The 15,696-nt window shown below is 62.8% G+C and carries 10 protein-coding genes; 9 read left to right on the top strand and 1 reads right to left on the bottom strand.

All coding sequences use genetic code 11. From position 1 onward, the window contains the following. Positions 1 to 527: 527 nt before the first annotated feature. The 5 genes from OKW28_RS27975 to OKW28_RS27955 all read left to right on the top strand — a co-directional run bounded on the left by OKW28_RS27975 (position 528) and on the right by OKW28_RS27955 (position 7,941). The gene (locus OKW28_RS27975) at positions 528 to 1,547 is read left to right on the top strand and encodes a beta-propeller fold lactonase family protein (RefSeq protein ID WP_429450481.1); all 1,020 of its coding nucleotides are present in this window, start codon (positions 528 to 530) and stop codon (positions 1,545 to 1,547) included. Positions 1,548 to 1,637: 90 nt separating this feature from the next. After that, positions 1,638 to 2,636 (top strand): sterol desaturase family protein, encoded by a 999-nt coding sequence (locus tag OKW28_RS27970; protein WP_429450479.1) that lies wholly within the window; start codon positions 1,638 to 1,640, stop codon positions 2,634 to 2,636. Between the two features lie 197 nt (positions 2,637 to 2,833). Beyond that, the gene (locus OKW28_RS27965) at positions 2,834 to 3,667 is read left to right on the top strand and encodes an EI24 domain-containing protein (RefSeq protein ID WP_429450477.1); all 834 of its coding nucleotides are present in this window, start codon (positions 2,834 to 2,836) and stop codon (positions 3,665 to 3,667) included. 19 nt (positions 3,668 to 3,686) lie between these two features. After that, on the top strand, positions 3,687 to 4,535 hold the full coding sequence (locus OKW28_RS27960) for a competence/damage-inducible protein A (RefSeq protein WP_429450475.1): 849 nt from the start codon (positions 3,687 to 3,689) through the stop codon (positions 4,533 to 4,535). Positions 4,536 to 4,995: 460 nt separating this feature from the next. Continuing rightward, the gene (locus OKW28_RS27955) at positions 4,996 to 7,941 is read left to right on the top strand and encodes a GH92 family glycosyl hydrolase (protein WP_429450473.1); all 2,946 of its coding nucleotides are present in this window, start codon (positions 4,996 to 4,998) and stop codon (positions 7,939 to 7,941) included. Positions 7,942 to 8,145: 204 nt separating this feature from the next. Here the strand turns inward: OKW28_RS27955 and OKW28_RS27950 are convergent, their stop codons facing one another. Further along, positions 8,146 to 8,610: a rhodanese-like domain-containing protein gene (locus tag OKW28_RS27950; RefSeq protein WP_184022229.1), complete on the bottom strand. Its 465-nt coding sequence runs from the start codon at positions 8,608 to 8,610 to the stop codon at positions 8,146 to 8,148. Between the two features lie 454 nt (positions 8,611 to 9,064). On the opposite strand from OKW28_RS27950, the gene glnA reads away from it, so the two are divergent. The 4 genes from glnA (at position 9,065) to OKW28_RS27930 (ending at position 15,655) form a co-directional block, all read left to right on the top strand. Further along, a complete protein-coding gene (glnA, locus tag OKW28_RS27945) occupies positions 9,065 to 10,480 on the top strand; it encodes a type I glutamate--ammonia ligase (protein ID WP_429293433.1) in 1,416 nt (471 codons plus the stop codon). Positions 10,481 to 10,679: 199 nt separating this feature from the next. Further along, a complete protein-coding gene (gene glnL, locus OKW28_RS27940; protein ID WP_429450471.1) occupies positions 10,680 to 11,822 on the top strand; it encodes a nitrogen regulation protein NR(II) in 1,143 nt (380 codons plus the stop codon). A 36-nt stretch (positions 11,823 to 11,858) separates the two neighbouring features. After that, positions 11,859 to 13,397, top strand: a complete 1,539-nt coding sequence (gene ntrC, locus OKW28_RS27935; protein WP_429450469.1) for a nitrogen regulation protein NR(I) — start codon at positions 11,859 to 11,861, stop codon at positions 13,395 to 13,397. A 140-nt stretch (positions 13,398 to 13,537) separates the two neighbouring features. Then, positions 13,538 to 15,655 carry a prolyl oligopeptidase family serine peptidase gene (locus OKW28_RS27930; RefSeq protein WP_429450467.1) on the top strand — a complete coding sequence of 706 codons (2,118 nt, stop codon included), beginning with the start codon at positions 13,538 to 13,540 and terminating at the stop codon, positions 15,653 to 15,655. The last annotated feature ends 41 nt before the right edge of the window (positions 15,656 to 15,696 follow it).

Genomic DNA, 15,696 nt, shown 5'->3' with positions numbered 1-15,696 from the left:
ACTTTGACGTGAAGTTATTGCCTGGTGGGGTTGAAAATATTGAAAATACAAAAACACCGGTCATTGGTAAGGCTTGCGTTATTTGGCCGAGCGCGCGTCAGCCCGGCGATGTGCGCTCGGGATTCATGGGGGAGGCGCTACCGGGGCGGCGCGTATGGAGAATTCTCCGATGTCCGCGTGCAATTCAGATATCAGCAAACTCCGAAATTCAATCGGGCTAAAAAATATATTAATACGGCTAGGTTTTTATTGATAAGGAAAGAGGAGTATTCTTATTGTTCCCGCTAATCATTTGCGCGATTTTAACCTGTGGCTGATGCATGATTGACCCTGACAGGGAGAACACATTGATTCCTCACTCGAAAACCCGCGGCGCGAGCATCAAACCGGACGTGGCAGACGAAACCTCCCGCACGCGGTCGCGCTTCATCGCACCCATCATTTGTCGGTCGTCGCCAGTGACTTACGTCAACCGCTAGGACCGGCAAACGTTCTACAATGACTGTTGTTCTCCGAAGCGAGTTTTCATGCGTAAATTTTTTCTTCCCGGCTTGAGTGCCACGTTCGCCGCGACCGCGGTGCTGGTCGCCGCCGCAGGCTTTTTTTCTCCGGCGGCGCACGCCAATAACGTGATCGTGCTCAATTCCGGCGAGGCCACGCTGAGCCTGATCGACGAGAACAGCCGCCAGGTCATCGGCACCGTGCCCACGGGCAAGGAACCGCATCACCTGATGGCCACGCCGGACAATTCCTCGCTGATCGTCGCCAATTCGGTGTCGAACAACCTGATGTTCGTCGATCCGAAAACGGGGCAGTTACAGCGCTGGGTCGAGAACATCGAAGATCCCTATCAAATCGGTTTTTCGCCTGATCGCAAGTGGCTCGTCACTACGGGACTGCGGCTCGATCGACTCGACATCTATCACTACGACAACCAGAAAAACCAGATGACGCTGGCTTCACGGCTGCCGCTCGCGGTGATGCCGAGCCACATGGCGTTCTCGAATGACAGCAAGACGGTGTTCGTCTCGCTGCAGATCTCGGGCGAGCTCGCCGCCATCGACCTGCCCACGCAAACCGTCAAATGGAAGATGAAGGTCGGCAAGGTGCCCGCGGGACTGTGGATGACGCCGGGGGAAAAGTACCTGCTCGTCGGCATGACAGGCGAGGACTGCGTCGCCGTGGTGGACTGGCGCAACCAGAAGGTCGTCAAGACGATTCACACGGGCAAGGGCGCTCACAATTTCCGCTCGCTCGCCGACGGCAAGCATGTCGCGGTGTCGAACCGCGTCGCTAGCACGATCAGCATCATCGACGAAGACACGCTCACCAACGTCGGCGACATCACCGGCCTGATGCCGGGACCCGACGATATGGAACTTTCCGCCGACAAACGCTATCTGTGGGTGACCTTCCGCTTCGCGAAGCACGTGGGCATCATCGATCTCAACACGCGCAAGCTGATCCAGACCATTGCGGTGGGCCGCTCGCCGCACGGAATCTATTTCTTCGACCGCGCGCCGGTGACGGCGCCGAACGGCGCTTGAGGGACCTGAGGGTGCCCGACAGTGCCCGAGGGCAACCGAGCAGAGCCAGGACGCCACGAGCCACCAAGGATGAAGTAACAGGCCAGCATCATGTTCCATCTGATTTTCTCCTCACTCGACAGCTTCGTTTCAGCCGCGCAGACGTGGCTGTACGTCGACGTGGTGCAGCCGCTGCTGTTCCGGTTCAATCTGATGGACTACGACGAGGACACCTACGACAGCCTGTACTGGGTCATCGTCGGTGTGCTCGAGGTGCTCGCGATGTACGCGATCCTGCGTCCGCTCGAGGCGCTGCGCCCGGTCGAGCAATGGGAGAACCGCAAGGCCGTGCGCGTCGACGTGCTGTACACGTGGATCGCCAAGCTCGGCATTCTGAACCTGTTCTTTTTCTTCGCGCTGCAACCGTTCTTCGACAACGTGCAAGGCTGGCTGCGGCTGCACGGCATCGCGAACCTGAACTTCGACAACCTGTGGCCCGGCGTGACCACGCAGCCGCTCGTCACGTTCGTCATGTATCTGCTCGTACTCGATTTCGCCGGCTACTGGTATCACCGCTGGCAGCACCGCTTCGGCGTGTGGTGGGAGCTGCATGCGGTACACCATAGTCAGCGGCAGATGTCGCTGTGGTCCGATGATCGCAACCATCTGCTCGACGAACTGCTGCAGGCGTCTTTCTTCGCGATGATCGCGCTCGCAATCGGTGTGCCGCCGTCGCAGTTCGTCGTGCTGGTTGCGATCACGAACCTCGCGCAAAGCGTGCAGCACGCGAACATCCGCCTGTATTACGGCTGGCTCGGCGAGCGGCTGCTCGTCAGCCCGGCGTTCCACCGCCGTCACCACGCGATCGGGTACGGTCATGAAGGGCTCAATTACGGCTGCAATTTCGGCGTGCTGTTCCCGTGGTGGGACATGTTGTTCCGCAGCGTGTCGTGGAGCCGCGACATGGAGCCGACCGGTATCAGCGATCAGCTCGAAGGCCGCCGCTATGGCGATGGATTCTGGGCGCAGCACTGGTTCGCCTTCGTGCGCATCGCGCATCGCCTCGTATCGAAGCGTCGCGCAGCCGGCAACGACACCGCTGCCGTTTGAGTCGGTTCAGAGACCGTTCTGAGTCCACTGCGGATCCATTCGAGCGCGCACTCCGCCGTGCTGCTCACCTCCACCGGCGGCGCGTCCCTTGGTTTATGCTGTGCACGTTCGAGCGCACCCTCCAGTGCCCCAGCATGCCTGGCCCGGGCGCGGCGCGATTCTCCCGTCCATCGTTTCGTTCGCAGGCACTGGCTCGCATGAATGATCTGTTGCGCTCGTTTGGGCGCGCACTCGCAAGCGCGTTGCATCCGCGCATGCTCTGGCTGACCTTCAAACCGTTTATCGTCGCGACGGTCGGCTGGGGCGTACTCCTGTGGTTCTTCTGGCAGACGCTGACCGGCGCGACGCGCACCTGGCTCGACGATTGGTCCTTCACCGCCACGCTTTATCATCTGTTCGACGTGCTCGGTTTTTCGACGCTGCACGCGGTCATCGCGCCGTTCATCGTGATTGCGATGGCGATCCCGCTGATCGTCGTCACGGTGCTGCTGCTGATCGCCATGCTGTCGATGTCGGCCGTGATCCGCTTTCTCGCGGCCCGCCAGTTCGCCGGGCTGGAGATGCGCCACGGCGGAACGTGGTACGGTAGCCTCGGTCAGGCGCTCTGGACCACGCTGCTGTGTCTCGCGCTGCTGATCGTCACGTTGCCGCTGTGGCTCGTGCCGCCATTCTTCGCGTTGATTCCGCCGCTGCTGTGGGGATGGCTCACGTATCGCGTGATGACCTACGACGCGCTCTCGTTGCATGCGACGCGCGACGAGCGGCGCGAACTGGTGCGGCGCCACCGGCTGCCGTTGCTGCTGATCGGTATCGTGAGCGGCCTGCTAGGTTCGTTGCCGACGCTGTTGTGGGCGTCGTCGGTATGGCTGATTGTGCTGTTCCCGGTGATCACGACGGTGACGATCTGGATTTACGCGTTCATCCTCGTGTTCTCGGCGCTATGGTTCGGCGACTACTGCCTGCGCGCGCTGCAGCGCATGCGGGCGGAAGCGCCTGGCGGCGCGCGCGAGGTCGCGCCGGTTCCCTATTGATCAAACTAAAGAGGCGGCAATGGCATTTGGCGTCATCATCATCGGCGATGAAATCCTGTCGGGCAGACGCGTCGACAAGCATCTGCCGAAGGTCATCGAGTTGCTCCGCGGGCGCGGGCTGTCGCTCGGCTGGGCGGAGTACATCGGCGACGATCCGGAGCGCATCACGGCGACGCTGCGGCGCACGTTTGCGTCGGGCGACATCGTGTTCTCGACAGGCGGTATCGGTGCGACACCGGACGACCACACGCGCCAGTGCGCGGCGGCCGCGCTCGGCGTGCCGCTCGAGCTGCATCCGGAAGCCGCGAAGCTGATTCAGGAGCGTATCCGCGACATGTATCCGGCGAACTCGCCGGCGCCGCTCGATCTGAACTCGCCCGAGAACCGGCATCGCCTGAATATGGGCACGTACCCGCAGGGCGCCGACATCATTCCGAATGGCTACAACAAGATTCCGGGCTTTTCGATCCGCCAACACCATTTCGTGCCGGGTTTTCCGGTGATGGCCTGGCCGATGATCGAGTGGGTGCTCGACACGCAGTACGCGCATCTGCATCACACGACGCCGCACGCTGAAAAATCGCTGCTGGTGTTCGAGTTGCCGGAGTCGCGCGTGACGCCGCTGATGGAGAAAATCGAGCGCGATTTTCCGGGCGTGCGGGTGTTCAGCCTGCCGAGCGTCGGGGATGCGGAGCGCGGCGGCGTGTATGCGCGGCATCACATCGATCTGGGTGTGAAGGGTGAACCGGAAGCCGTCGCCGCGGCGTTCGTGAAGCTGCGAGAGGGGGTGCATCTGCTCGGTGGCGATATCGTCGAGCCTGAAGCGGCGGCAGCGGCGGCAGCGGCCACGGGTAAGCCGCGAAGCTGAGCGGGTGACAGCGGTCCGCCGGGCAGCTGTACTGTACGACCCGCGCAGTTCAGGATGTCGGGCGCCGCGCGCACATGCCGCTTCAACGCACATCGACATGCGCGCAGCGCGGGGCCGGCAACTCCGCGCAACTAACCGCCGCTTTTTCTGCGTGCCTCTCGATGCGACTCATCGTCGGCATTCAAGTATCTCTACGGGCATTGCTAAATAAAATTCGTTATGCAGTACCGGGCATTCCTCCAGACCCGGTCCATTCCATTGCCTCGATTAATCCAATAATTGGATATTCCATCGCGAATTTTAGTTTGTTTAGTAAATTAAAATAAACTTAAATCGGAATGGATAATCGATTGACGCAATTCGAATCGCTCCTATAGCATGGCCTCCAGTCATTGAGCCGATCGTCAAACGATAATCGCGACGACTAAACGGATGACTAAACAATACTCAGGAGGCAGCCGTGATAGATATACGCCGTCTTTCGGTCGCTTTGCTTATTACCGGTGCTTTGACGGGTTGTGGAGGAGATAGTCCGGGCAGTCAGGCCGGCTCTGCCGCGGTGGCGTCGAACCAGCTTCGTGGCGCGGCTCAGAGTAGTGCAAACGCCGCATCCAACGGGTCCGTCGCCAATGCAGCAAACGATAACGCGCAAGCTTTCGCGGCCAACAACGCGAGTCAGCGCCTGACTCAATACGTCAATCCGCTGATCGGCACCCTGGCGAGCGACTCGCCGAATCCGGTGCCCGCGGGTCAAGCCGGCAGCGTGGTGCCCGCGGCGGGTCTGCCGAACGGCATGGTGCAATGGGCGCCCGATACGAATACCACGCCGGCTCCGTCGAACAGCGCGGAGCCTGGTTCGCCGGCCGGTTACTACTACGACATCGGCTCGATCCAGAGCTTCAGTCTCACGCATATGAGCGGCGCGGGCTGTTCCGGCAATGACGGCGAATTCCCCATGATGCCAACGCTCGATGCAACAAAGCCGCTCGCGCAAACGTTCAACCACGCGAATGAGAAGGCGGTAGCCGGCGCTTATTCGGTGTTGCTGGACAATCAGATCAAGGTCGAACTGACGGCGACGTTGCGCACCGGCTTCGGCCGCTTCACGTATCCTGATCAAGGGTCGTCTACTCTGGTGCTCGACACGACCTATACGAACACGCAAACGGGTGTGGCCGGCTCTGTCACGCAGGTGGACGCGCGGACGATTTCAGGCAGTACGACCGGCGGACATTTCTGCGGCAATTCGACGAATGTGCCGGTGTACTTTTATGCGCAATTCAGTCAGCCATTTGCAAACAAATCTTCTTTTACCCAAGGACGCGCCGTGATGAATTTCGGTAAAGCGAACACGGTCATGATGAAAATCGGTATTTCATACGTCAGCGTCGCCAATGCCAAGGGTAATCTCGACAAGGAAAATCCGTCCTGGGATTTCGACGGTGTAAAGGCCGTGGCCGATGCGATATGGAATCAGCGCCTCAATACGATTCAGGTGAGTAGTCAGGACACGACTGCGCTGACGAAGTTTTATACGGCGTTCTATCACGCGCTGTGGGCGCCGAGCGTATTCAGCGATTCCAACGGCCAATATATCGGCTTCGACCAGCAGGTCCATACGGTTAGCGCGGGCCACGCGGCGCAGTACACCAGCTTTTCGGGCTGGGACATCTATCGCTCGCTGATTCCGCTCAAAGCCACGCTGTTTCCTCAGGAAACCAGCGATATGGCGCAGTCGCTAGTCAACGATGCGGATCAGTGCGGCGCGATTCCGCATTGGGTCAACGACAACGTCGAGGATGGCGTGATGCCCGGCGACGCCGGCTCGCTGATCGTGGCGGGCGCCTATGCATTCGGCGCGCGAGCGTTCGATACCTCGGGCGCGCTGAAGCACATGATCAAGATGGCCAACGTTCCCGGAACGGCGTGCAATGGCGTGACCACGAACGGCGGCCGCGCCAGTTATCTGCAGTTCGGCTACATCACGAATGGCGAATGGGGGCAGGCATCGTCGACGCTCGAATACGCGAGCAGCGATTTCGCCATTTCGCAGTTTGCCGGCCAACTGGGCAATTCAACGATCCAGAAGTTGCTGCTGAGCCGCTCGGCCTATTGGCAGAACCTGCTCAACACGTCGCTGTCGCCGCCTCTGATCGCCGCGCGCAACCCGGACGGAAGCTGGATTGCGCAGACGCAGAGCAGCACCGACAACTACGTCGAAGGCAATGCCGAGCAGTACACGTGGATGGTGCCGTTCAACCCGGTTGGACTGTTTGCGCAACTGGGCGGCAACACGGCGGCGGTGTCGCGCCTGAACGCGTTCTTTACGGTGTTGAACGCTGGGATGAGCCTGCCCAATTTCTATATGGGCAACGAACCGACCTTCGAGGTGCCGTGGCTATATAACTGGGCGGGTTCGCCGTCGGGCACGCAGAACGTGGTCCAGCAGATCATGGCGAGCGCCTTCGGCACAGGGCCGAACGGTTTGCCCGGCAATGACGATCTCGGCGCGGTGTCCGGATGGTACGTGTGGGGGGCGTTGGGTCTTTATCCGGAGATACCGGGTGTCGGCGGTCTCGCGATCGGCAGTCCGCAGTTTGCGTCGATCACCGTTCATCTGGGCAACGGCAAGACGCTGCGTATCCATGCACCCGGTGCGCCCAGCGCGAAGTATGTGCAGAGCCTGAGCGTCAACGGCACGGCCCACCATGGTTCGTGGCTCGACATCGATACGCTCGCCGACGGCGCCACGCTGAACTTCGTGATGGGTTCGTCTCCCTCCCAGTGGGGGACGAGCGCGGCGGACGCACCCCCTTCGTATGGCGTGCCGCTCGCGCGGAATGTGGCCGACGCATTCAACAACCACGGCATCGGCAGCGACGGCAGCACCGATACCGATGGTCTGGGTGCGGACTTCGACGGCTCGCTGTTCAGCTACTCGTCGCAGGCCTTGACGGCGGCGGGCGCAGCGCCGGGCAAACCGTTCTCCTTCGGTGGCGCGAGCTTCGTGTTGTCTGGCGGTCCGCTCGATAACGCCGTGGCGGTGGGGCAGACCATCGCGATGCCGCCCGGCACGACGGGCCGCTCATTGGTGCTGCTCGGTTCCGCGAACAATGGCCCGAGCTCGGGTGCCGCGCTCGTTACCTATGCGGACGGCACGACCACACCTTTCACGCTCACGTTCGACGACTGGACGCTCAATGGTGGCGGTGCGGCGCCGGTGGACCCGATCGCGTTGACGACGACCTATCGCAATGCCGGCGACGGCAGCAACGACGGCGTCAAGACCTATCTGTTCGCGCAGAGCGTGCCACTGACGCCGGGCAAGCTCGTGGCGAGCGTCACGCTGCCGAAACAGGTCAGCGCGGGCAAGTTGCATGTGTTCGGGATTTCGGCCGCGCCCTGAACACAATGGAGCGCCGCCCGCGCGGCGCTCGACGAAACAAGCGGTCCGCGCCTGAGGGTCAGGTTGGCGCGAACCGCGACATCGCAGTGTCACAACTCGCGCCGACGATGCAATCAACGCGTGGTCGGCGCGAACCGTTTCAATCGGCCTGCTTCAGCGCCGCGCCACGGGCTTCCGCGGATGCGGGCAGTGCGCCACGCGCCATCAGGCTCCGATCCACGGCAAGCCGCGAAAACACCATCCCGACACCGTCTTCCGATGCCCCTGGCCGTCCTTGTCGCCTTCGAAGCCTTCCAGCAGGTCATACGCCTTCGTGAAGCCGGCCTGGGTCGCGGCGATCGCGGCGAGTTTCGAGCGCGCGGCGCTGCGGCACAGGAACAGCACCGGCGTGTCGGGCGAGGCGACCTGCGCCAGTTGCTGCACGAACTCCTGATTGGGCACCGCGCCCGGGTAGCGCGTCCATTCGACATGCGCGTATTGGCCATCACCGATCACCGGCCGGCCGACCCAGTCGAGCTCGGCGCGGGTACGCACGTCGACGAGACGCGTGCGCGGATCGAGTTCCAGCAGTTCGAACGCCTCGGCCGGCGATACCGCGCCCGCGTAGGGCAGTTGGTTCTCGGTGCGGCGGGCGTCCGCCTTCGCGTAAAGCTGTTCGAGCGTGCTCATGAGCGTCAATCTCCTTCGGACCAAATGATCATTCTAGCGCGCTGCAGGCAGCGCACAGACCTGTGTAGACTGGACGGCGCCGGGCAGCTGCGGGCGCCGTCCCAACCTCGATGCGCAAATATGGTGCATTTCCTGCTGAATGCACCAAAATGGTAGGGATCGTCATTTCCAAAGCGGTGAATGCGCGAAATTGGTGCGTTGCGATGCCCGCCCGTTTGTTTGCGACGCTGCTCGCGCCTCGTGCGTGGCCGGCAAACGTAAGCGGCGTAATGGTGTGCGCCGGATTGGCCCATACGAGGCCCAGAGGTGGCACACTATCTGCTTTATTGGTGCCGATCGATTTATCCCGGCAGAATTTTCCGCTCGCGACGCCATATAAGTGGACGTTCCGGGATGGGTCAGCTAGATTGGGCGGCGGCTGAATCCGCCGAAATTGTTAATCAGGAGATAGGTTATGAGTAAATCCGTGGCCGACGTCATTCAACTCGTCAAGGACGAAGACGTCAAGTTTGTCGACTTCCGTTTCACCGACACGCGCGGCAAAGAACAACACGTTTCGGTGCCGGTGTCGGCATTCGATGAAGACAAGTTCGAAAGCGGCCATGCGTTTGACGGTTCGTCGATTGCCGGCTGGAAGGGCATCGAAGCATCGGACATGTTGCTGGTCCCGGACGCGAACACGGCCTTCATCGACCCGTTCTACGAAGAATCGACCCTCGTGCTGACCTGTGACGTCGTCGAACCGGCTGACGGCAAGGGCTACGAGCGCGACCCGCGCTCGCTCGCGAAGCGCGCCGAAGCGTACCTGAAGAGCTCGGGCCTCGGCGACACCGCGTACTTCGGTCCGGAACCGGAATTCTTCATTTTCGACTCGGTCCAGTGGAACACGGATCAGTCGGGCTGCTTCGTGAAGATCGGTTCGGAAGAAGCACCGTGGTCGTCGGCGAAGGAATTCGAAGGCGGCAACACCGGCCACCGTCCGGGCACCAAGGGCGGCTACTTCCCGGTCGCGCCGGTCGATTCGTTCCAGGACATCCGTTCGGAAATATGTCTGCTGCTTGAACAGATCGGCATTCCGGTCGAAGTGCATCACCACGAAGTGGGGGGCATGGGCCAGAATGAAATCGGCACGAAGTTCTCGACGCTGGTGCAGCGCGCCGACTGGACGCAGCAACTGAAGTACATCATCCAAAACGTCGCGCACACGTACGGCAAGACGGCAACGTTCATGCCGAAGCCGGTCGTCGGCGATAACGGTTCGGGCATGCACGTTCACCAGTCGATCTGGAAGGACGGCCAGAACCTGTTCGCGGGCAATGGTTACGCAGGTCTGTCGGAATTCGCGCTGTTCTACATCGGCGGCATCATCAAGCACGCTCGCGCGCTGAACGCGATCACGAACCCGGGTACGAACTCGTACAAGCGTCTCGTGCCGCACTTCGAAGCGCCGGTCAAGCTCGCTTACTCGGCTCGCAACCGTTCGGCATCGATCCGAATTCCGCACGTGTCGAACCCGAAGGGCCGCCGTATCGAAACGCGCTTCCCGGATCCGCTGGCGAATCCGTACCTGTGCTTCTCCGCGCTGATGATGGCGGGTCTGGACGGCGTGCAGAACAAGATTCACCCGGGCGAAGCCGCCGACAAGAACCTGTACGACCTGCCGCCGGAAGAGGATGCAAAGATCCCGACCGTGTGCGCGGGCCTCGACCAGGCTCTCGACTCGCTCGACGCGGACCGCGAGTTCCTGACGCGCGGCGGCGTGTTCACGGATGCGATGCTCGACGCGTACATCGAACTGAAGACGACGGAACTGCAGCGTTATCGTCAGTCGGTGCACCCGATCGAATTCGAAATGTATTACTCGCTGTAAGCGGCCATGGCGCTTCGCCCTTCACCCGGCGAAGCGCTTTGCCCGACGCTCGCGATCGGTCACGAAGGGACGGCGGCGCCGTCCCTTTTTCGTTAGATCGTACGCACGGCCGGCCGCGCGCGGGCAACACGGCATTCGGTGAAGCACAATAAAGCAGCACTCCTGATTTATCACCATCTCCTACCGGCCAGACTGCAAGATGGTTCTCAAGAATCTGATCAAGGCAAGGAAAGGACACGAACAGACGCTGTCGGACGACATGCAGCTCGTGAGTTCTGGCCTGCTGCCAGGCTTCGAGGCGCTGCCGACCGTCTTGCTGGTGCTCGAGAAGCGCACGCTGCGCGTCGCGTTCGCGAATCCGTCGGCGGAGTCGATGCTGGAGATGTCTCGCAAGCAACTCACGCAGTTGGCGTGGCCAGACATCTTCTCGAACGCGGACGAACTGGTCGCGACGATCACCGCGATCGCCGCGCACCGTTTTCACGCGACGCATCTGGACGCCGTGCTCGAGCGTCCCGGCCACGAGCCGCTGCACGTGCATGCGATCGTCGGTTTTCTGGAAAGCGCGCAGGACTACGTGTTGCTCGAACTATTCGAGAACGAGCGGCATCTGCGCACCGACCGCGAAGAGCGCATCAACGACCTGACGGCCGTCAACAAGCATCTGATCCGCAATCTCGCGCACGAAATCAAGAATCCGCTGGGCGGTATTCGCGGCGCCGCGCAACTGCTCGAGTTCGAACTCGGCGAACGTCAGCGCGACGAGTTGCGCGAGTACACCCAGGTCATCATCAAGGAGTCGGACCGTCTGCAAACGCTGGTCGACCGCTTGCTCGAACCGCACCGGCATCCGCATATCGTCGGCGACGTGAATGTTCACGAGGTGTGCGAGCGCGTGCGTCAGGTGATTCTCGCGGAGTTTCCGCGCGGCCTGACGATCGAGCGCGACTACGACGTCAGCGTGCCGGATCTGCGCGGCGACAAGGAGCAACTGATCCAGGCGCTGCTGAACATCGTGCGCAATGCGGCCGAGGCGTTGCGCGAGCGGATCTCGCAGGGCGATGCGCGCATCGAATTGCGCACGCGCATCGCGCGCAAGGTCACGATTTCAAAACGCCTGTGCAAGCTGGCATTGGACTTGCATATCATCGACAACGGCCCAGGCATTCCCGAAGAGATTCGCGACCGCATTTTCTATCCGCTCGTGTCGGGGCGCGAGGACGGCAGCGGTCTCGGTCTCACGCTAGCGCAGACCTTCGTGCAGCAGCACGAAGGTCTGATCGAGGTGGAAAGCCGGCCGGGCCATACCGAGTTTCAGATTCTGCTGCCGCTCGACCTCTAGATAACACAAGCACCTCAAGACTTCTGACCGACCTATATGAAGCCGATCTGGATAGTAGACGACGATCAATCAATTCGCTGGGTGCTCGAGAAAGCGCTGGCGCGCGAAAACTTCGCGACGCGCAGCTTCGCGAACGTGCGCGAAGCGTCGGCCGCACTCGATCACGACAGCCCGCAGGTGCTGGTCTCCGATATCCGCATGCCTGGCGGCTCCGGGCTGGAGCTGCTGCAAACCGTACGCGACAAGGTGCCGGGCTTGCCGGTCATCATCATGACCGCGTTCTCGGATCTCGATAGCGCGGTCGCCGCATTCCAGGGCGGCGCGTTCGAGTATCTGGCGAAGCCGTTCGACGTCGACAAGGCCGTCGAGCTGATTCGCCGCGCGGTCGACGAAAGCATGCGCGGCGAGCAGACGTGGGACGACCGCGTCGCCGAAGCGCCCGAGATGCTCGGCCAGGCGCCCGCGATGCAGGACATGTTTCGCGCGATCGGCCGCCTGTCGCATTCGGCGGCCACCGTGCTCATTACCGGCGAATCAGGCACCGGGAAGGAACTGGTCGCGCGTGCGTTGCACCGACATAGCCCACGCGCGAACGGCCCCTTCATCGCGTTGAACACGGCCGCGATTCCGAAGGATTTGCTGGAGTCCGAACTGTTCGGTCATGAACGCGGGGCGTTCACCGGCGCGCAGGCGATGCGCCAGGGACGCTTCGAGCAGGCCGAGAACGGCACGCTGTTTCTCGACGAAATCGGCGACATGCCGTTCGATCTGCAGACGCGTCTGTTGCGCGTGCTGTCGGACGGGCAGTTCTATCGTGTGGGCGGCCACAATCCGTTGCGCGCGAATGTGCGGGTGATCGCGGCGACGCACCAGAATCTCGAATCGCGCGTGCGGCAGGGACTGTTTCGCGAGGACCTGTATCACCGTCTCAACGTGATCCGTCTGCGGCTGCCCGCGTTGCGCGAGCACAACGAGGATATCCCGCTGCTGACGCGGCATTTCCTGCAAAAGAGTGCGCGCGATCTCGGCGTCGAACCGAAGCGCGTGTCCGAGGAGGCGCTCGCGTATCTCGCGTCGCTGCCGTTTCCGGGCAATGTGCGGCAACTCGAGAACCTCGCGAACTGGCTCACGGTGATGGCGCCCGCGCAGACGATCGAAATCAAGGATCTGCCGCCCGATCTCGGTCCCACGCACGGCGCCGGGAGCGAGCTCGGTGCGGGCGCCGCTGCCGGCGCGACGACGGATGGCACCGTGGCGACCAATGCGGGAATCGCGGGCGGCGTGCCGCTCGCCGGCACGAACGGCGGCGCGCTCGTGCATCCGGGTGGGGCGGCCGGTGCGTTGGTCGCCACCGCGCTGAGCGCATGGGAAGGCGGCTTGCGCACCGAAGTCGCGCGCATGCTGCGCGAAAACGCGGCCGACGTGATGGACGAACTCGCGCGCCGCTTCGAAGCGGCCGTGATCCGCGAGGCGCTCGACTTCACGCGCGGCCGCAAGGTCGAGGCGGCCGAGCGGCTCGGCATCGGGCGCAATACGATTACGCGCAAGATTCAGGAGCTCAATCTGGAGCCTTGACGCGCTCGTTCTGAGCGATGCTGCATGGCAGGCGGGGGCGGCTCAGGCCGCCTTCGTCGTTGTTGCATCGCGCCCCGCCGCAAACCGTCAGCCACCGCGCACGAGGCATAATCAACGCTGTTCCGATCCAACAGCCGACGATGCCAGCTTCTTCAGCTTCTCCCGCCCCGTTCGAGTGGCCGCTTTCCCCCGATCCTTTCCTGTCGCTCGAAGAGCTGTACGACGCTGACGCACTCGCATGGGTCGACGCGCAGAATGCGCGCACCCGCGTGGCGTGGTGCAGCGGCGAGTCGTTCGACACGCTCAGACGGCGGCTCGCCGATGCCTATCTGCCGCGCGAGCGTCCGGTGATTCCGGATCGCTGGAAGGACTGGGCCTACGATTTGTGGCAGGACGAGCGCAATCCGCGCGGTATCTGGCGACGCACTGCGTGGGCCGCATGGCGCAACGGCGCGCCGGTGTGGCAGAACCTGCTCGACTTCGACGCGCTCGGCGCGGCCGACGGCACGCCGTGGGTGTGCGTCGATCTCGATATCCTTTATCCGGACGGCGACCGCGCGCTGATCACGATGTCGCCGGGCGGTTCGGATGCGCTCGTCGTGCGCGAGTTCGATCTCGACGCGCGGCGTTTCGTCGACGATGGCTTCGCGATTGCGAAGGCGGGCAAGCACACGGTGTCGTGGATCGATCGCGATACGCTGTACGTCGGCTGGGACAATGGGCGCAAGACGCTGACGCGCTCCGGTTATCCGCGCGACGTGCGGCGCTGGACCCGCGGTACGGCGCTCGCCGATGCGCCCGTCGTGTTTCGCGGCGAGTTTGGCGACATCGGCGTGGAGGCGCATTACGATCCGGTCGATCGCCGGCATACGGTGACGAGCAGCGTCGACTTTTTCGATTCGCACACGTATTACCTCGACGACGCTAGCGACGCCTGGCATCGTTACGAAGTGCCGTCGCACGTCGCGGTGGGGGCGTGGCAGGGCTGGCTGTTGCTCGAGCCGCGGCTCGATTGGGAGTGCGAGTGGGATGGCAATCTCGCGCGCTATCCGGGCGGCGCGCTGCTCGCGATTCGCGAGGACGCGTTTCTGCGCGGCGAGCGCGACGTGACGCCGCTCTTCACGCCGACGCCGCTGACCTCGGCCTGCGAGTGGTCGCATACGCGCCATCATCTGATCGTGTCGTATCTCGACGACGTGCGCGGCAAGACGCTGATCTGGACGCCGTCGCAGCGCGAGGACGGCACCTGGCAGTGGCGTGAGCGCGTGTTCGCGTCGCGCGGCGATGCGCAGGTCGACGTGTCGCCGGTCGAGTCGACACTGAACGACGAAGTGTTCGTCGACACCGACGATTATCTGCAACCGCCCGCCTACTGGCTCTCCGATCTCGCGTTCGAGGAGCCCGGCGAATGGGAGTTGCTCGACCGTTGGCCGACGCAGTTCGACGCGACGCGCGTCGCGGTGACGCGCGGACATGCGGTATCGGCCGATGGCACGCGCGTACCCTACACGGTGATTGGGCCGAAGGAAGCGCTGTCATCGCCGGGCGATGACAGCCCGACGCGCCCATGTCTGCTGAGCGGCTATGGCGGCTTCGCGATTCCGCTGCTGCCGAGCTATCTGACGGGGCAGGGCATCGGCTGGCTCGAACGCGGCGGCGTGTACGTGGTCGCGCATATTCGCGGCGGCGGCGAGTTCGGCACGCGCTGGCACACGGCGGCGCAAGGCGAGCATCGCCAGCGCGCGTTCGATGATTTCATCGCGGTCGCCGAGACGCTGATCGCGACCGGCGTGACGAGCGCCGCACAGCTCGGCATTCAGGGCGGCAGCAACGGCGGATTGCTGGTGGCCGCCTGCATGGTGCAGCGGCCGCAGCTATTCGGCGCGGTCGTCTGCGAGGTGCCGTTGCTCGATATGAGCCGCTATCACCTGTTGCATGCGGGCGCCTCGTGGATCGACGAGTACGGCGACCCCGACGAACCCGATGAAGCGCGTGCGCTCGCCACGTATTCGCCGTATCACAACCTCGCGGCGGGTATCGCGTATCCGCCGGTGCTATTCACGACGTCGACCGCCGACGATCGCGTGCATCCCGGCCATGCGCGCAAAATGGCCGCGCGCATGCAGGCGCTGGGCGCGCAGCACGTGTGGTATCGGGAGAATACGGAAGGCGGCCACGGCGGCTCCGATGAGCTGGAGCAGGCCGAGCATGATGCGATGGTGTTCGGGTTCCTGTGGGGTGTGCTGGGCGGCGCTTGAAGCAATAGGGACACGAGGCAGCGCTGCCTCGTTTCGTCGCT

This window comes from Paraburkholderia sp. 40 (genome assembly GCF_050434105.1).
Lineage (GTDB): Bacteria > Pseudomonadota > Gammaproteobacteria > Burkholderiales > Burkholderiaceae > Paraburkholderia > Paraburkholderia tuberum.
This window is presented reverse-complemented; position numbering and strand designations above follow the sequence as displayed.

Coding starts and splice junctions, on each gene's coding strand:
- glnL (WP_429450471.1), top strand. CDS start 10,680: ATGGTTCTCAAGAATCTGATCAAGGCAAGGAAAGGACACGAACAGACG.
- OKW28_RS27975 (WP_429450481.1), top strand. CDS start 528: ATGCGTAAATTTTTTCTTCCCGGCTTGAGTGCCACGTTCGCCGCGACC.
- OKW28_RS27965 (WP_429450477.1), top strand. CDS start 2,834: ATGAATGATCTGTTGCGCTCGTTTGGGCGCGCACTCGCAAGCGCGTTG.
- ntrC (WP_429450469.1), top strand. CDS start 11,859: ATGAAGCCGATCTGGATAGTAGACGACGATCAATCAATTCGCTGGGTG.
- OKW28_RS27960 (WP_429450475.1), top strand. CDS start 3,687: ATGGCATTTGGCGTCATCATCATCGGCGATGAAATCCTGTCGGGCAGA.
- OKW28_RS27950 (WP_184022229.1), bottom strand. CDS start 8,610: ATGAGCACGCTCGAACAGCTTTACGCGAAGGCGGACGCCCGCCGCACC.
- OKW28_RS27970 (WP_429450479.1), top strand. CDS start 1,638: ATGTTCCATCTGATTTTCTCCTCACTCGACAGCTTCGTTTCAGCCGCG.
- OKW28_RS27930 (WP_429450467.1), top strand. CDS start 13,538: ATGCCAGCTTCTTCAGCTTCTCCCGCCCCGTTCGAGTGGCCGCTTTCC.
- glnA (WP_429293433.1), top strand. CDS start 9,065: ATGAGTAAATCCGTGGCCGACGTCATTCAACTCGTCAAGGACGAAGAC.